We start from the raw sequence: 17,168 nt of genomic DNA, 5'->3' as shown, positions 1-17,168 counted from the left end.
CGCTAACACCAGTTAACTTGTCGGGTGGATGAACCATTTCAATTCTATCTAAACAATTGCTGGAGCTCTGTCGTAACCACATCAGACAACTTTGGGTTGTGGAGTGCTCCTAAATACGGAGCACTCATTGTATCTGGCTCGTGAGCGTGGCATTAGCTAGAGCTGTTCTGCAAGTAACTGGTCGAGAGTCGTCACCAACTTCTGATTTTTCTCCGTATTTAATGCATCAGCATGAGGGTCTTTAAATAGCCCTGAGTCATTATCAAAATACTTCCCTGAAGCGTTAGAAAACTCTTCCGATAGTGCCGCTCGGCATAAGATATCAGCGCCAATCCCTAAGTCATTACCTTCCAAACCATACGCATCTTTAACCAATTTACTGCCAAGAAATGAGGCCGGATTAACGGGAATGATTAGGGGGCCTTGATCTCCTAATTGGTGCGCAAGATGGATTGACCACATCGTTAACGCCAATTTACTTTGTGCGTAGATGGGGCCATCTAAAGCGTCAGGATTTGGGCTGACAAGTGCCTCGAGATCGACCGATGACTGAGCGGCTGAAGATAGATTGATGATGCGACCGTTGGCATCAAAAAGTGGTAGCAGCTTTTGAGTCAGCAAATAAGGGGCAATGGTGTTGACGCTAAATCGGACATCGAGATTGTCTTTGGTGGTGATCTCGGAAACCTTGTAGACGCCAGCATTGTTAATGAGTACATCGAGCTGTTCATGCTTCGACTTTATTTGGTTGGCGAGGGCTTTAACTTCAGAAAGAGAAGAGAGATCAGCAACATAATTTTCGATAATCGCATCCTTGGATAATCGAGAAAGGCCGGCTTCTACTTTGCTGAGTTTTGTTGGGTTACGTCCATGGATAAGGATGTGATGCCCTTGTTGGGCTAACATTTTCGCGGTCTCTAAACCGATACCATCTGTCGCACCTGTAATCATGATCTTTTTTCGCATCTTCCTTCCTTGAATAAAGAGTCCGGACAACTTTTATAACAAAGTTTGATTGCACAAAGTTTCTACTACTTCACATGCTGAGATATAGAAAGTACGGATGTGTATTACGATTGAGAAACCGTGAAACAAGGGTGTGGCTTTTCATTTTATTTTCTTGATATCGAGTAAAGCTCAAATCAAAAAAGCCTCAACCAGTTTAATGGTTGAGGCTTGGTCGTATTAGCCTTGTTTCAGCCTATTTAGGCCAGTTTGACGTTGTAATTATTTTACCTAAGAGCTGCTTAGTGAGCGTGCTCGTGTGAATCTTGGTACAACTCTGCATCAACTTCTTCGCCTTTGTTTGGACGAGGAACAATCTCAAAAGAGGTATCAGCTTCAGTCAATGAAGACAGCAGTTTGTTCAACGATGTTTTGTCTCCTTTCACGCCCGCTTGGCCATCTTCCAATAATTGGTTGAGTGTCGTTTTCTTCAGTACGATGTCTGATACATCTGATTTGTTGATGATCAGTGTGGTATCCGCATCTTGCAGCTCTGATATTTGGATGTTGTTCAGGTTGCCATTCGACATCTCTACGTAGTAGAACTCTTTCACGTCAGGTAATTGGATATTCATGGTAAACGGCGTGTTTTGCGCCTTCAATGAATCCACTTTTACCGCTAAGTAATCCAGCAAGTTTTCGATGGTCATGTTCGCCAATACATCCGGAGAAGCCGTTTTTGGTGCGCCCGGTTGTGTGCCGATACGCAGTTCTTGAGCACCCGTTAGGTAGATGTTTCTCCAGCCCGCGCCTTCTGATTGGTAGCCTAGCTGTTCATAAGTATCGGCCAGTAAACCACGCGCTTTCTTGTTCTCAGGTTCCGCTTGGACAACCTTGTTAAGTGCCGTTGCAACGAAGCGATATTCACCTTCTTGGAAATCTTGCTGCGCTTTTTCAATCACCGCGTCACTGCCACCCATGTATTCAACAAACTTAACCGACTCTGGGTGAATTTGTAGCGGGTTCAGATTGGCTGGGTTCATGTCGAAGTAGCCAAGGTACATGTTGTACACCGCACGAGCATTGTGAGAGTAAGTACCGTGGTAACCATTGGTGTGCCAAGACTGTTGAATGCTGTCTGGCATGACTTTGTAGATCTCGTCGCCAATGTCTTGCAGAACAACACCATTGTTCGCAAGGCGAAGTGTTTGGTTATGAGTGAAACCGTAAGCGTCACGCTGCATTTTTAGGTAGTCAGAGATTTCTTGTTCGCCCCAAATTGGCGATGAGTGAGAGGCAAATAGCACCTCGGTATCTTCACCCCAAGTGACCAACATCTCGTTGATTTTCTTAGACCACTTCAAGCCATCACGTACTTTTGCACCGCGTAATGTGTAGAGGTTGTGCATGCCTTGATACGTTAGCTCACCAGTCCAAAGTGCCTTCATGCTTGGAATATAGGTCACCATTTCTGATGCCGCTTCAGTGCCTGATGCATCCATGAATTGCATTTCTAGGCCGTCGATAACCAGCGTTTCAATTTCTTCGCTATGGTTAAGTTCGTAATCCGGCAATACGTAAGTGATGGTGCCTGTCGACAAGCCTTTCGCGAGTGCCGCATCCACAATACCGTGCTCATGACGATTCAGTGTTGCGCCATATTGATAAGCGGTACGACGAGACATCGCATTACCTGCCAGTACGTTTTCGTCGACGATTTCTTTAGTGATGTTTTTAGAACCGTACACTTTTACGTCTGGGTAGGCTTCTTTGATTGCTCGTGCACCACCAAAGTGATCGGCATGTGAGTGTGAGTAAATCATCGCTACGATAGGTAAGTCGCCGCCATCAGGCACGTTGTTCTTAAAGAACTTTAATGACTTAGCTGCTGATTCCTTTGTGAGAAGAACGTCGTAAGCAATCCAACCATTGTCACTGCGGATGAAAGAAATAGACGCTAAATCGGCACCACGTACTTGGTAAACCTTACCCGGGACAACTTCGTACAAACCTTCAGCAGCTTGGTTCAGCACGGCTTGACGCCAAAGCGAAGGGTTCGCTGAATCGGGCGCTTGGTCGGCATTGTTCACGCTAGGGTCGATGAAGTTGAAGCTGTTACGAATAATATCGCCAGTTTCTTGATCGAAGCTCGCAATCAACCCTTTGTTGTTATTGTCGAACGCGCGAGTGTCTTCGAAGTTAAGCGTTTTCGCGAATTCTTGGTTTGCTTTCTTCGTCATCTCGGTCGCGTCTTTGCCACCCTGATCGCCGATTACGCTAAAGTGCGCGTGGTCATGGTTAGCTGCAACAGCTGGGAACGCAAGAGAGATTGCTAGGAACAGTGATGCATTTTTGAAAGTGCGTGATGGAGTCATAGGTGCCTCTTCAATTCGGGATTTCGTTTCGTTGAGGAAATTATATGCCTAAGACATATAGCAAAAAATAAAGTAAGCTTTAGTTAATACATCACGATTGGCTATGTATTGAGTCGTGCAATGGTTAGGGAACGAAGATAAAACCTGACCTATGATTGATTAAGAGCACATTGACAGGGAGAGTAACGGTGAGCGACATGGAAAAGTTGGATTTAAATCTACTGAGCGTGTTCTTAGAAGTGTATCGATTAAAGTCGATCACGCTTGCATCAGAATCGCTTGGTATGACTCAACCTGGAGTCAGTGGCGCTTTGAAACGGCTGCAAGCACAATTGGGTACAGACCTTTTTATTCGAGAGGGTAGAGGTATAACACCGACCAATGCAGCGATGCAGTTGGCGTTACGTGTAGAGCCCGCACTGGACGGGATAACCAGCGCTGTCAGTACCTTAAAGCAGTTTGATAATCAGCAACATCATGTGTTTCGAATTCTGGTCAACGAGATCGGTTTAACCAAGCTTCAGCCCCTTGTGGAAAAGGACGATACGCTTGGTAATATCTCAATTGAATTCAATATGGTGCCAAGTAATGAAGAAGATCTGTTGCAGAGTTTGAGCATGCAGCAAGCCGACTTAGCGATCGATATTCACTATCCACAAGTGAATGGTTATATGAACCAGCAAGTGATTGAAGATGAGCTCGTGCTGATCGCCAAGAAAGGGCATCCAAGGATTGATGGCTCGGTAACGGAAGCGCAGTATTATCATGAGAAACACATCACCTTCAGAATGCGTCGCTCTCACCTTTACACCGCGGATTACTTTACAAAAAATCCGATACAGCAGCGAAAAGTCAGTTCCGAATGTGATTCATTAATGACGATGTGTGTGTTGGTCTCTGGCTCCGACTGTGTTGGTAGTACATCTAGAGGTTTTGCTAATCAGTTTGCGGAGCGATTCCAACTGCAAGTGCTCGAGCAACCTTTTGAGGTCTTGCCGATGAAACAGTATATGATTTGGCATAAACGAACAGACTTAAACACGGCACATCAATGGTTAAGAACCAAGATTCAACAATACATGACGAGCTCTCAAAGTTGTTAACGATTCAATGAAAAACGGCTTCCTTTTGGAGGCCGTTTTTGTCTCTGTTACTTGAGGGTTTTAATTAGGTTTTTGGGATTCAATCAACTTATTGTGCGCGTTTCTGACGAGCTGTTTTGAACATTTTCATTGGCGACATTCCTGTCACCAACATGGTGCCGGTGATAACCAGAATTGAACCAACAATCGTATTGATGCCAATTGCTTCATCTAAGAACAAGTTACCCCAGAGAATACCAAATACCGGAATGATGAAGGTCACGGACAGGGCTGAAGGTGCGCCGAGTTCAGAGACGAGATTGAAGTAAAGTAGATACGCTAACCCAGTACATACCGCGCCTAATAAGATAACCGACGTAGTGATCGTAACGTCGGGTGTTTCTCTCATCGGAATAAAGAATACAAATGGCAAAACCAGCAACACCGCAGCCCACATGCTGCCATGAGCATTGTTGAATGCCTCAACTTTAGAGGCTTGTTTGGTATAGTTTGACGCTATTCCGTAGCTAAAGGCCGCCATCACTGCTGCAAAGATAGGAAGCATAGCCTCACGGCCAATGTTCATCGCATCCCAACCGACTAACACGCCAACTCCCGTTACCCCAATCCCAAGTCCCAATAGAACTTTCGCCTCGAGTGCTGTTTTAGTCCATATCGCACCAATGATTGCCGCCCATATTGGCGCGGTAGAGTTCAAGATGGCGAGTGTCGAGGCGTTAAGTGTCTGCGCGGCATAAGCGAAAAGCAAAAAAGGAAGTGTGGTGTTAAACAGCCCGAGAATGAAGAAGTGTTTAGCGTGATCATGTAAAGAGAGCTTCTTTTTTAAATAAAAAGAAACTAAAAGCAGAGTAAGTGCTGCAAACAGAACTCGCGCTTCAATCAAGACTGCGGGCCCTAATGGATTGGCCGCCATTCTCATGAAAAGAAACGAGCCTCCCCATATAGCCGCAAGTAGTATCAGTTTTAAAAAGCTCACAGTTTGAATCTCAGATTGTGTAAAACACCGACTATGGATCAAAGCTATGTATTGCACAAATTTAGATGTTAATACTGTGCAGCTAATTGTTGGCATTTTGATAACGGAACTGACTATTAAATAGGAACACTTTTGATGAATTATGTTCTGTTTATCCTTCCTTGTCTGACGAGTAATCTAGTGTCATATGTAAACATTAGGTGATAAAAATGAAGATCGAACACATCGCAATTTGGACCAAACAACTCGAAGTGCTTAAACGTTTTTATGAGGATTACTTTGGTGCAACGTCCAACCAGAAATATCACAATCCAAGCAAAGGCTTCTCTTCATATTTCTTGTCCTTTGAAAGCGGTAGTCGCTTAGAGATCATGGAAATGTTCTCTGTCCCTGAATCGAAAGACGATATCTATGACCAGTTCACAGGCTTCATTCATATGGCGATATCACTAGGTTCGGAACAAGCGGTCGATCAACTGACTCAACGCTTGGTCGAAGACGGCTATGAGCGCTTAGATGGCCCAAGAAGAACAGGTGATGGCTATTATGAGAGCTGTGTGCTCGATCCGGATGGTAATCGCTTGGAACTTACCGTTTAATGTAGAGACTTAATTGAGTTACTCATCTACTAACGGAACTGAGGTATGACAATGATGAAGCTTGCTGTGACTTTCCTTTTTAGTCTTGGGCTTATGGGATGTGCTACCTCAGAACCGGTGTATGAGCAGGAGACGGACTCGAAACCTGAACCATCACAACCCATAGGTTACCTCGGTTTTAAAGCTCACCAAGAGTGGGCCATTCAATTTAACGACTGTACGGTCTATGATCTAACAGGCGCACAACCCTACCAGTGGTTTGACCGTACTTCCGCCTCTGTAAGCTGTTATGAGTTTAAGCCAAACGATGCTATCGAGCCTCTGTTGGTTTACTCCGAGGCTGACTTCAGAAGCAATAAACTCACCCTGATTAATCGTTTTCAAGAGTTGCAGGTATCAGAATCAGGCTGGGGCAGTTTTCCTGCCGTCTACGAGACCAACGGCACCAATTGGCTGAAAGTCAAAGAGGGTTGGATTCACCTCACACTAGCCGATCAGACTTTGGTTCAGTTCTATCCCGGAACTCAAGACCAATCTAGCAAACACACACATGATCAATATTTTGAAGAGCACTGATCGTAACGCTGACTTTTGATTAGTCTGTAGTTCGATCAGAAAAAGATCGTTTAGTTATTGTTGAAACCGGTTTCAATCTGTATCTTGGCTTTTATTGAAATCGGTTTCAGAGTTGTGAGCGCAGCTCTAATCCTGATCTTTTTCACGAATAACTTGTAGCGAGTAATGGTATGAACAACGAATTTCCGAACGATTTTTTATGGGGTGGCGCGGTTGCGGCGCATCAACTAGAAGGCGGCTGGGATGCGAATGGTAAAGGTGTGAGTGTCGTTGACGTATTAACGGCAGGTGCTCATGGTGTACAACGTCGAATCACTGATGGTGTGATTGATGGCGAAAACTACCCCAACCAAGTGGCTGTTGATTTCTACCACCGCTACAAAGAGGACATTAAGTTATTCGCTGAAATGGGCTTTAAGTGTTTCCGTACTAGTATCGCGTGGACGCGTATCTTCCCAAATGGCGATGACGCTGAGCCGTGTGAAGCGGGTTTAGCGTTTTACGATGATCTGTTTGATGAGCTGTTGAAATACGATATTCAACCTGTGGTCACACTGAGCCACTTTGAAATGCCTTACCATCTAGCTAACGAATATGGCGGCTGGATGAACCGCAAAGTGATCGACTTCTTCGTTAAGTACTCGACTACGGTAATGGATCGTTATCAGCACAAAGTGAAATACTGGATGACGTTTAACGAGATCAACAACCAGATGAATACCTCTGCGGATATTTTCGGTTGGTTATGCTCGGGCGTGAAGTTCCCACAATGTGAAAAGCCGCAAGAGGCGATGTATCAAGCGGTTCACCACCAGTTTGTTGCCAGTGCGTTGGTGGTTAAGAAAGGTCACGAGATCAACCCAGATCTTCAGATCGGTGCAATGTGTGCGATGGTGCCTTTCTACCCTCGTTCTTCAAAGCCAGAAGATATCATGGTGGCACAGCAAGCGATGCGTGATCGTTACTTCTTCTCGGATGTGATGGTGCGTGGTCACTACCCAAATTACGCTAAGCGTGACTGGGCAATCAAAGGCTTCAATATTGAAATGCAGCCAGAAGATGAGCAAATCTTGAAAGAAGGTAAAGCGGATTACTTAGGCTTTAGCTACTACATGTCGAATACCTTGGATTCTTCTTCGCATCAGTCAACCGAAGAAGCGATGGACGGCGGTCATGAGAACTCGGTCGATAACCCATTTATCCAGTCTAGCGATTGGGGCTGGCCAATTGATCCAACAGGTTTACGTTTCTGTTTAGCGTCTCTGTATGAACGTTATGAAGTGCCATTGTTTATTGTTGAGAACGGTTTTGGCGCTGTTGATACCATTGAAGAAGATGGCAGCATTAATGATGACTACCGCATTGCTTACCTTGGTGACCACATCAAAGAGATGAAAAAAGCCGTAGCGATTGATGGCGTTGACTTGATGGGCTACACCCCTTGGGGCTGTATCGACTTAGTTTCATTCACCACGGGCGAGATGAAAAAACGCTACGGATTCATTTACGTAGATAAGCACAACGATCAATCTGGCTCACTAGAACGCAAACGCAAGAAGTCGTTCGAGTGGTATAAAGGCGTGATTGCATCTAACGGTACCACTATTTAGAATGCATTTCCCAGCGCAGTTATGTGAACTGTGAGCTGTCATTTTGCAATGAATTAGTCGGCCTATGTCGGCTAATTTTTTATAAAGGAAAAGAAGCGAATGGTAACCATGCTTGATGTCGCGAACCGCGCAGGCGTATCTAAATCGACCGTTTCTCGTGTCTTAAATGGCAAGAACATCGTGCGCCCAGATGTGGTGAAAAAGGTATTCGATGCGATTCAAGAAACAGGTTATCGACCGAACTTGTTGGCTCAGCAATTGGCGACCAAGAAGACCAATTTCATCGGCTTTGTAATCACCAATGAGTTGTTCAATGGCCCTTACTTTTCTTCCTTGATGTATCACGCGGCTTCTTATAGCGAAAAGTCGAATCACCAATTGGTGATCACCGATGGCAAACACAGCGCTGAAGACGAAAGAAAGGCGATCAACTTCCTGCTGGATATGAAGTGCGCGGGCATCATCATCTATCCGCAATGCTTAACCGAAAGCGAGATTGCAAAGATCATCGAAAGTACTGACACACCGATTCTGGTACTCAACCGAGAAATGCCGTCGAAGCCTAATCATGCCATTACCACCGACCATTATCAGAGCGCTTGTTTGATGGTTGAGCACATCATCGAGCAAGGTCATACCGATATTGCAGTGATTCGTGGTAAAGCCGGATCTTCGACTGATGAGCAGCGTTACCAAGCCTATCAAGATGTGTTAACCAAGCAAGGTATTGCACTAGATGAAACCAAAGTCGTTCAAGGTGATTGGACAATGGGGAGCGGTTACCACGCGGCTCAAGCTTTAGTGGAGAATAAAGCAAGCTTCACTGCGATCTTGTCTGAAAACGATGACATGGCGATTGGTGCGATTAAGGCGTTAACTGAACTTGGGTACTCATTACCTAAAGACGTTTCTATCGTCGGCTTTGATAACAGCAAAGTGGGGGCGTTTTTAACGCCAAGCTTAACGTCTGTCAGTGTGCCATTAGAGCAAATGACGCAAAAGGCGATCCTGCAAATTGTCGGTGAAACAGAGCAAGCGACCACCATCAATACCACCGGCAGTTTGGTGCTACGTGATTCGATAGCGAAGCTAAATTAGCACTGTTCGAATTTCATATTTTACCTACAAAAAGTGATGAGCTGCGCATCTCTTAAACCAAGCTCAAACACTCCTTATTCACTGTTATTTAGATATGCGATATTGCGTTTTTGGTCGATGAATTGACCAGCATTAGTTAAGTAATGTGAAACTAGCTAAGTAATATGAAAATAGCTAAGTGATGTGAGAACAGGTAAGTAACGTGAAAACAGAAAAACAAAAAATGCTAGCAGGCGAACCCTATCAGGCTTGGGATAAAGAGCTTTATTCAGCTCGTATCGAATGTCGTAAGGTGCTTCAAAAACTCAATAACAGTATTCCTGACACACCTGAATGGGAAGCGGCAACGCAAGAGCTCATTCCGGGCTGTGAAAACGCGCATCTAGAACCTCCATTTCGTTGTGACTACGGCTCGAACATCAAGCTGGGCAAGAACTTCTACGCTAACTTTAACTGCGTGATTTTGGATGTGGCTGAAGTGACTATTGGCGACAATGTGCTACTTGGTCCGAACGTTCAAATCCTGACCGCAGGTCATCCACTTGATGTGAAAGGCCGAGTTGAAGAGGGTGTTGAGTTTGGCACACCGATTAATGTTGGCGACAATGTTTGGCTTGGCGGTGGTGTAATTATCTGCCCCGGTGTCACTATTGGCGAAAACAGCGTGATTGGCGCAGGCAGTGTGGTAACTAAAGACATCCCAGCCAATGTGGTTGCCGTCGGTAACCCATGTAAAGTGCTGAAAGCGATCGATAACGGACAATAATCAGATTTAAATGACGAAGCCCGAACCTAGGTTCGGGCTTTGTTTTTTCTATCCTTGCTAGATGCTAGATGCTAGATGCTAGATGGAACAGCTTGTTGTGCTTGCTTCTTATCTAACGCACCACTGAATCGAGTCAGAACAAGAGCGATCAAAACGATCACAGCACCTACCCAAGGGGTGTTCATTAATCCAGATTTCGCGACAATCAAACCACCGCCCCATGAGCCTAATGCAATACCGACGTTGAAGGCTGCAATGTTCAACCCAGAAGCGACATCGACGGCGTCAGGTGTGTATTTCTCAGCCAGTTTCACAACATACACTTGTAGTCCTGGAACGTTACCGAATGCAAATGCACCCCAAACCAAAATGGTAGCAACAGCTGCATAAGGGTTTACTGCGGTAAAGTTGAATACCACCAGTACTGCGGCTAAACCAGAGAAGATAACGGTTAGCGCTTTAATCGGCCCCATCTTGTCAGCCATTTTTCCGCCCCAGATGTTACCTACCGCTACTGACACACCGTAGACCAACATGATTAAGCTGATTGAGCTCGAATCAAACCCTGATACGTTTTCCAGTATTGGAGCAAGGAACGTAAACGCTGTGAATGTGCCGCCATAACCCAGTGCTGTGATAGCGTAAACCAACAGTAAGCGTGGTTGAGTTAGAACCTTTAGTTGTGCCGAAATCTTCGCCGCTGGTGGTTGCTTAAGGTTGCTTGGAACCAAGATAGCGCTACCGATAAGAGCAACAAGGCCAAGCAGAGCAACGATCAAGAAGGTCGCTTGCCAGCCGAAGGTTTGGCCGATGTAAGTACCCAGCGGTACGCCAGTCACCAATGCAACTGTTAAACCCGTAAACATGATCGCAATGGCACTGGCTGCTTTATCTTTTGAAACCAAACCTGTCGCGATGGTCGATCCAATCGAGAAGAACACACCATGGGCGAGGCCGGTCAAAATTCGTGCGGCGATCAGCGTGTTATAGCCTGGAGCTTGCCACGCCAATAAGTTACCAATGACAAACAATGCCATCACGGTTAGCAATACCGCTTTACGATTCCACTTTCCGGTTAATGCCGTTAATACTGGTGCGCCAATAGCAACGCCAAGCGCGTATAAACTGACTAATAGGCCTGCCGATGGCAGAGATACATTTAAGTCGCTCGCCATGGTAGGAATCAAGCCTACGATGACAAATTCTGTGGTTCCGATGGCAAAGGCGCTGAGCGTCAATGCAAGTAATGCTAATGGCATAATCATCTCTCTTACTGTTCTTTGTTAAATACCGAGCGCGATAAAATGGGGCAGCTTGTGACTGCAATAGGAGCGCTTCGTTTGATGGCGAGGATTATCTAGCAAAATATATTTGTGAAAAATGCCACCATTAACAAATAACCTTTGTGAAATTTGCAATAATTAAAGAGTTAGCCGATCATTGGGTTAAGCTGATGAGATCGAAAAGACATAGATGATTTGAGCTGTGATGAGCACTAGCGAGATGACATTAAACAAAATGAAGATAGCGAAGGAGCCTTATGTTAACCCGTTCAGATGATTTAGAAATGGTACTCACCGTTGTCGATGCTGGTGGTTTTTCTGCGGCAGCAGAGACGTTGGATGTGCAAGTCGCCAAGGTATCTCGTTCGGTGAGTAAGGTTGAGTCGCAACTCGGCGTCTCAATATTCAACCGAACAACGAGACGCGTGGAATTGACGGAGGAAGGGCGGCAGTTTGTCGATTCAGTCAGGGTGGGATTACAAATGATCCAGAGCGCGGAAGAAGAAATCGTGTCGCGCGGTGAGTTGCCTAAAGGTCGTTTAAGAGTCGATGCCGCCAGCCCATTCGTATTCCATCAGCTAGTGCCGTTGGTGCAGTCATTCAAAGAGGCTTACCCAGACATTGAGTTGGAACTCACTTCCAACGAAGGCTTCGTTGATCTTCTCGAAAAGAGAACCGATGTTGCGATTCGAATCGGTAAGTTGTCCGATTCAACATTGCACGCTCGACCGTTAGGAAAAAGTTTACTCCATATTGTGGCGTCACCTGATTATCTCGCTAAGCGTGGGCTACCCACCAAACCTGAAGATTTGAGTTCGCATCAAATTGTGGGATTTGCGGGTAACAAAGTGCTTAACCATTGGCCTTTACCAAACCAAAGTGACGTCGTGCCTACTGTGACAGCCAGTAATGGTGAAACCGTGCGTCAACTAGTCTTAGCTGGAAATGGGATTGCTTGTCTGTCGGGGTTTATGGTGCAGGAAGATATGGCAGCAGGGCGTCTAATCCCTATTTTGGAACAAGACAAACTTGCCAACACAGACCGAGAGCGAGTGAATGCGGTTTATTACAAGTCGTCCTCTGTCTCTAAACGTATCTCGGCGTTTATTGATTTTATACAGCCCCGTTTGAGCTTGTAGGGAAGAATGAAACACTCTTTAGCAGCACACAGCCAAACCGTTATTTGAATCGTTTGAGAACGGGTATTCGTATCAATGTTTAGAGAGCACATATTGTTGTATTGAGATTCGATAGGTGGATGTGATCTCAATAGCGTTTACTGACTTTCAGTGTTTAAAACCCACCCGCCCAAGCATCGAAGTCATCAATATTGTCGAGTTCTTGCTGGCTTCTTGGCGCAGGGTAATAAGGCAAGGCTAACCTTTGAGCGGAAGGTTGCAGTTCCCAATCGGGCGTAATCTTAAGTCGGGTTAACTCATCGTTGAGGCGCACAAACATATAGTAGCCATCGGCATGGGTATTGGCGTAACTCGCGATTGTTGCGATATCACCAGAAGGTAATTTTACGTATCGACCCAGTGGATAGAGCTGGTGCAATGCGAAACTCACTTGGGGATCTTCAAGTTTGCCTTGCTTAAAGCGTTCTAATCCGATGGCGGTTGAAGTAGTGCGCGGCTTCCACCCCGTGAGGAACAATCCACTCAAGTTATCTTGGAACGGTTTACCCTTTCGATTGCCTTCATTGGTAATGAATTGAACCGTCAGCGTGTCTCCAGATTCTTGCAGAATTTCTAAAAACTGTTCACCAGTGCGATCGACCAAAAGCTTCATAATATCCAGCTACCATCAAGAATGAGAGACGATAAAGGGTACTACTTTAGGGGAGGCTTGTGTAGAGACGGTAAAGCTTACGTCGCGTGAACAATGTTTTCGGTGTTGATCCTTTCATGCCCTTAGAGCAACAACAGCTTTAACGCTTACGCAAGTAATGAGTTTGCACTATCTCATCAAGGTACGTCGTGACGCCTTTCAACGTAAAATTGACGGGAGATACTAAGTCACCAAATAACGGGGACCCACCACCAAGCACGACAGGAATGGTCGAGATGATCAGCTCATCAATCAGGTCTTCTTTCATGAAGTTTTGAATGGTGATGCCGCCATCGATGTACAAGTTCTTTAGGCCTTTGTTATTCAAATCCGCGACAATCTGTTTAAGCTCGCCCTTCATCAAAAATACCTTGCCTTCAAGTTCTTGAGGCACTTCATTTAAAGTGTTGCTCAGTACATAGACTGGCTTGCTGTAAGGCCAATCGATACCAAAGCTCAGCACCATGTCCATTGTATTACGTCCCATGACCAGTGCATCGATACGATCGGTGTGGGCGTTGTAACCCATGTCGTCACCGTCAGGATTTGGAATCGCTTGCAGCCAATCTAAGTCGCCTTGTTTGTCTGCAATGTAACCGTCAAGGCTGGTTGCGATGAATACAATATTTGACATTTTTAACTCCGATATCGATGAGAAACTTGGCATCTACACGGTAATAAATTAAAATATTCTACAGTGTAGAAATAAAGTTTAAGAGGTGACGGTATGACTGTCAAGGATCAGAAACGAGGTCGACCAAAGAGTGGATCAAGCCAACTCAGCGCCGAGAGAATTCTCACCATCGCTAAAAGCATGATGCGAGAGAGTGGCAAAGTGCCAAGCATTCGAGGATTAGCGACAGAACTCGGGGTCGATGCGATGGCCATATACCATTACTTCAAAAACAAAAACGATCTGCTTGAGGCAATCACGGTTTCTTTGATTGAAGAAGTTGCGCAGCCAGAGCTGAACCAAGACTGGCGAGATAACCTTTATCGGCTCAGTGTGAGTTACTTGTCGATGCTCAACGAATATAGAGGCTTGTTAGAGACCTTATTGACCATGAAATCCCTCGGGCCGATGGAGGTATTTAGTGAACGTTTTGAAGCGGTGTTGAGCCCGTTAGCGTTAACGGAAGAGCAAACAAAAAATGCGTTGGACTTGCTGGTGGATTATTTACACGGCTACGCTTTGGCGTTGAACTGCAACCCAGACCGAACAGAGCTCACCATTGAAATGGTCGAAAAGCCGCTGAGTTTATACTGTTTGGCGCTCACTCAACTTAAGTGATCTGTAGGCAATTTACTGACCTTTAAATTTATACTGGATAATTACCTATAAATTTCAGGCTTTAGCAGTAATAATCAATGAATAGATCGGAACAGCTTGTTCATTGAAAAGCTGTCCGGAAAGTTTCTAAAGACGCCATCGTGAAAAGGAAGTCAGATACATGCCTGTGCTCCAACGCATCAGTTTAACGTTAATCTTAATCGCCGTTTTAGGTGGGTGTTCTTCACTTCCTGAAGGCATCGATCATCCAACAGAACCGCCAACCTCTCCTGCACCTAGCGCTTTATCAGTTCTAACCAATGAATTTCAGCCTGAAGCTTTAGAGCAAGGCACCACTGCGGTTCGTCTGCAAGAGTCGGGTTGGGATGCCTTGGCACAGCGATTAGCGTTGGTCGAAAGTGCCGAGCACACCATCGACATTCAATACTACATCTGGAACTCTGACGAATCGGGCAGTTACTTAGCCAGCCGTTTATTAGCAGCGGCCGAGCGCGGTGTGAAGGTGCGCGTAATGCTGGATGATATCAACCTCAACGAACGTGAAGGTTTATTATCGGCACTGGATGCGCACCCGAACGTCGAGATTCGTATCTTCAATCCAACACCAACACGCCGTGGCTTCAGCAAATGGCTGAGCTTTGTCGGTGACTTTTCTCGCTTAAATCGTCGCATGCACAATAAGTCGTTTACCGTCGATGGCACTTTGTCTGTGGTTGGCGGCCGTAATATTGGTGATGAATACTTCGACCTTTCTGATGAAATCAATTTCCGAGATCGCGATGTATTAGTCATGGGCTCGGTAGTTAACACCATCCAAACCAGTTTTGTTGAATACTGGAACAGTCGTTGGTCTTACCCTGTCGATATGCTGGGGGATGACGAACAACCTGATCTCTCAAAGATAGATAATATTGTCGTTCCGCATTATCAAAATTATCCTGAATTACCATTAGACCGTGAGGCTGCGGATAGCTTACTGAAAGAGGTGATTGGTGAGATGACATGGGTGAATGCGCGTTTTGTTTACGATCAGCCCGTTCCTGATGACTCCGATAATACCGATGAACCGAAAGCGACCGCGATTCTTCTAGGGAAATTAGCGAGCGAATCGAAACAAGAGATCTTGTTGGAATCCGCTTACCTTGTATTCGATGATGGTCAGCTTGAAGAGTGGCAGGTATTGAACAACAAGGGCGTTGAGATAAAAGCGCTAACGAACTCTATGGCGTCTAATGATCTGGTGACCAATCACTCCGCTTATGCGGGCAGACGTTACGATATGTTGGAGCATGGTATCGACCTGTTTGAGCTAAAACCAGAATCTAAGCTTTGTGAAGCATCGACTCAAGACGTGTCGAAATGTGCACCTGAGACGGCCTATGGCTTGCACGCAAAATCAGTCGTATTCGACCGCAGCATCGCGAGCATCGGCTCATTTAACTTCAACTTGCGCTCTACCTATCTCAATACTGAATCGGTTTTGATCATCGAGAACAAAGAGATTGCTGAAACGTTAGCTGACACCATTGAGCAAGCGATGAGTGAAGATAATAGCTGGCGCTTGGAACTGGAAGACGGTGATGTGTATTGGTATTCAGGCGATCAACGTTGGGACAGCGAACCAGAAACGGGTAAGTGGGAACGCATGCAATCAGGTTTCCTACAGTTGTTACCGATTGAGAAATATCTGTAAGCTAGCCGCCTCCGGATAAATAAAAATGTCAGCGTATATTACGCTGACATTTTTGTTTGTACTGTTGTTTGCTGTGGTTTGTTGCAAGCTCTTAACGGCTTAACGGCTTAACGGCTTAACGGCTTAACGCTTGGTCAGCTGCTTGCTGTTCAAGTAAGGCAGGATATGTGGGCGAGATTCGCCAGACAGCTTTTGAGTGATCTGTTGTGACCAACTGCTCTGCTTTTGGTTGCTTGAACGGCTTGCGTAGTAGCTCTGCATTGAATCATCGTAGCTGGCAATTTCATCTAGGCTCAGCGGTTGGTATTGGTTTTCGTGCATCACCACATGAGCAGGGAGGCGAGGCTTAACCTCTGGTTGTTGTGCCGGGTGACCTAAGCACATTCCGAACAACACGGCGGTGTGCTGTGGCAGTTCTAGCAGTTCATCCACTTGTTGTGCGCTGTTACGCAGCCCACCAATATACACGCCACCCAAACCTAGAGACTCAGCAGCCAGCATGCAGTTTTGCGCCATGATGCCCGAATCGACCGCGCCAATCAGGGTCAGTTCAGTAAAGTCGGTTTTCACTTCCGGGTTGATTTGAGCGTGGCGTTGATAGTCGATACAGAACACCAAAAACTCAGCCGCGTTCTCAACGTAAGCTTGATTTCCTGCGTATTCAGCTAGCAGTTTGCGCTTCTCTTTGTCTGTCACTCTCACGATAGAAACAGCCTGCAGTAAGCTCGATGATGAAGCCGCGAGGCCAGCCTGAATAATCACATCAAGTTGTGCTTTTTCAATCGGTTGATTTGTATATTGACGAATGGAGCGGTGCCCCAGAATAGTTTCAATCGTGCTGTTCATAACTCTCAGACAGTCCTTGTGATGATGACGTAGAGAATCACAATAACGACAATTACCATGAGCGTAAAGGGCGTTAGAGCCTTTCTGGTTGGCGGAATGATATTCATGAATTTAAAAGGATTGCTGTCACAGCCAATCCTTTTTTCGTACCGTTTCCTGCTAGAAGCTAGAAGCTAG

Annotated in this window: 16 protein-coding genes; 9 read left to right on the top strand and 7 right to left on the bottom strand. The window is 45.6% G+C overall.

The window, feature by feature from the left end; all coding sequences use genetic code 11:
- Nucleotides 1-156 precede the first annotated feature (156 nt).
- Nucleotides 157-966: an SDR family NAD(P)-dependent oxidoreductase gene (locus AB4589_RS04450; RefSeq protein ID WP_371709853.1), complete on the bottom strand. Its 810-nt coding sequence runs from the start codon at nt 964-966 to the stop codon at nt 157-159.
- Nucleotides 967-1,247: 281 nt separating this feature from the next.
- Nucleotides 1,248-3,320, bottom strand: coding sequence for an alkyl/aryl-sulfatase (locus AB4589_RS04445; RefSeq protein WP_372099517.1), 2,073 nt, complete (start codon nt 3,318-3,320; stop codon nt 1,248-1,250).
- 188 nt (nt 3,321-3,508) lie between these two features.
- Here AB4589_RS04445 and AB4589_RS04440 point away from each other — a divergent pair, with 188 nt between their 5' ends.
- Nucleotides 3,509-4,423, top strand: a complete 915-nt coding sequence (locus tag AB4589_RS04440; RefSeq protein ID WP_017097566.1) for a LysR family transcriptional regulator — start codon at nt 3,509-3,511, stop codon at nt 4,421-4,423.
- A gap of 88 nt (nt 4,424-4,511) precedes the next feature.
- On the opposite strand, the gene AB4589_RS04435 is transcribed toward AB4589_RS04440, so the two are convergent.
- On the bottom strand, nt 4,512-5,399 hold the full coding sequence (locus AB4589_RS04435) for a DMT family transporter (protein WP_372099515.1): 888 nt from the start codon (nt 5,397-5,399) through the stop codon (nt 4,512-4,514).
- A 209-nt stretch (nt 5,400-5,608) separates the two neighbouring features.
- On the opposite strand from AB4589_RS04435, the gene AB4589_RS04430 reads away from it, so the two are divergent.
- From AB4589_RS04430 to AB4589_RS04410, 5 genes are all read left to right on the top strand, one after another.
- A complete protein-coding gene (locus AB4589_RS04430; protein ID WP_012600103.1) occupies nt 5,609-5,998 on the top strand; it encodes a VOC family protein in 390 nt (129 codons plus the stop codon).
- Between the two features lie 51 nt (nt 5,999-6,049).
- Complete coding sequence (locus AB4589_RS04425; RefSeq protein WP_372099537.1) at nt 6,050-6,574, top strand: hypothetical protein; 525 nt, start codon at nt 6,050-6,052, stop codon at nt 6,572-6,574.
- A 170-nt stretch (nt 6,575-6,744) separates the two neighbouring features.
- Nucleotides 6,745-8,184, top strand: a complete 1,440-nt coding sequence (locus tag AB4589_RS04420; RefSeq protein ID WP_372099513.1) for a 6-phospho-beta-glucosidase — start codon at nt 6,745-6,747, stop codon at nt 8,182-8,184.
- A 99-nt stretch (nt 8,185-8,283) separates the two neighbouring features.
- Complete coding sequence (locus AB4589_RS04415; protein ID WP_372099512.1) at nt 8,284-9,282, top strand: LacI family DNA-binding transcriptional regulator; 999 nt, start codon at nt 8,284-8,286, stop codon at nt 9,280-9,282.
- Between the two features lie 202 nt (nt 9,283-9,484).
- Nucleotides 9,485-10,048: a sugar O-acetyltransferase gene (locus AB4589_RS04410; RefSeq protein ID WP_017102277.1), complete on the top strand. Its 564-nt coding sequence runs from the start codon at nt 9,485-9,487 to the stop codon at nt 10,046-10,048.
- Between the two features lie 71 nt (nt 10,049-10,119).
- On the opposite strand, the gene AB4589_RS04405 is transcribed toward AB4589_RS04410, so the two are convergent.
- Nucleotides 10,120-11,307, bottom strand: coding sequence for an MFS transporter (locus AB4589_RS04405; protein WP_029223892.1), 1,188 nt, complete (start codon nt 11,305-11,307; stop codon nt 10,120-10,122).
- A 281-nt stretch (nt 11,308-11,588) separates the two neighbouring features.
- Between AB4589_RS04405 and AB4589_RS04400 the strand changes: the two genes are divergently transcribed.
- On the top strand, nt 11,589-12,470 hold the full coding sequence (locus AB4589_RS04400) for a LysR substrate-binding domain-containing protein (RefSeq protein WP_017097573.1): 882 nt from the start codon (nt 11,589-11,591) through the stop codon (nt 12,468-12,470).
- 154 nt (nt 12,471-12,624) lie between these two features.
- Here AB4589_RS04400 and AB4589_RS04395 read toward each other — a convergent pair whose 3' ends face one another.
- Both AB4589_RS04395 and AB4589_RS04390 read right to left on the bottom strand, forming a co-directional pair.
- A complete protein-coding gene (locus AB4589_RS04395; protein ID WP_017097574.1) occupies nt 12,625-13,122 on the bottom strand; it encodes a hypothetical protein in 498 nt (165 codons plus the stop codon).
- A 139-nt stretch (nt 13,123-13,261) separates the two neighbouring features.
- A complete protein-coding gene (locus AB4589_RS04390; RefSeq protein ID WP_372099509.1) occupies nt 13,262-13,795 on the bottom strand; it encodes a dihydrofolate reductase family protein in 534 nt (177 codons plus the stop codon).
- A gap of 93 nt (nt 13,796-13,888) precedes the next feature.
- Here AB4589_RS04390 and AB4589_RS04385 point away from each other — a divergent pair, with 93 nt between their 5' ends.
- A complete protein-coding gene (locus AB4589_RS04385; RefSeq protein WP_231904157.1) occupies nt 13,889-14,452 on the top strand; it encodes a TetR/AcrR family transcriptional regulator in 564 nt (187 codons plus the stop codon).
- Nucleotides 14,453-14,612: 160 nt separating this feature from the next.
- Entirely contained in the window at nt 14,613-16,145 is a 1,533-nt protein-coding gene (locus AB4589_RS04380) for a phospholipase D family protein (protein ID WP_372099506.1), read from the top strand.
- Nucleotides 16,146-16,268: 123 nt separating this feature from the next.
- Here AB4589_RS04380 and nfsA read toward each other — a convergent pair whose 3' ends face one another.
- Nucleotides 16,269-16,991 carry an oxygen-insensitive NADPH nitroreductase gene (nfsA, locus tag AB4589_RS04375; RefSeq protein WP_012600115.1) on the bottom strand — a complete coding sequence of 241 codons (723 nt, stop codon included), beginning with the start codon at nt 16,989-16,991 and terminating at the stop codon, nt 16,269-16,271.
- Nucleotides 16,992-17,168: the final 177 nt, after the last annotated feature.

This window comes from Vibrio sp. 10N.222.49.A3 (genome assembly GCF_041475145.1).
GTDB classification, from domain to species: domain Bacteria; phylum Pseudomonadota; class Gammaproteobacteria; order Enterobacterales; family Vibrionaceae; genus Vibrio; species Vibrio tasmaniensis_A.
The sequence above is the reverse complement of the archived record's forward strand: the minus strand, read 5'-3'. Positions and strand labels throughout refer to the sequence as shown.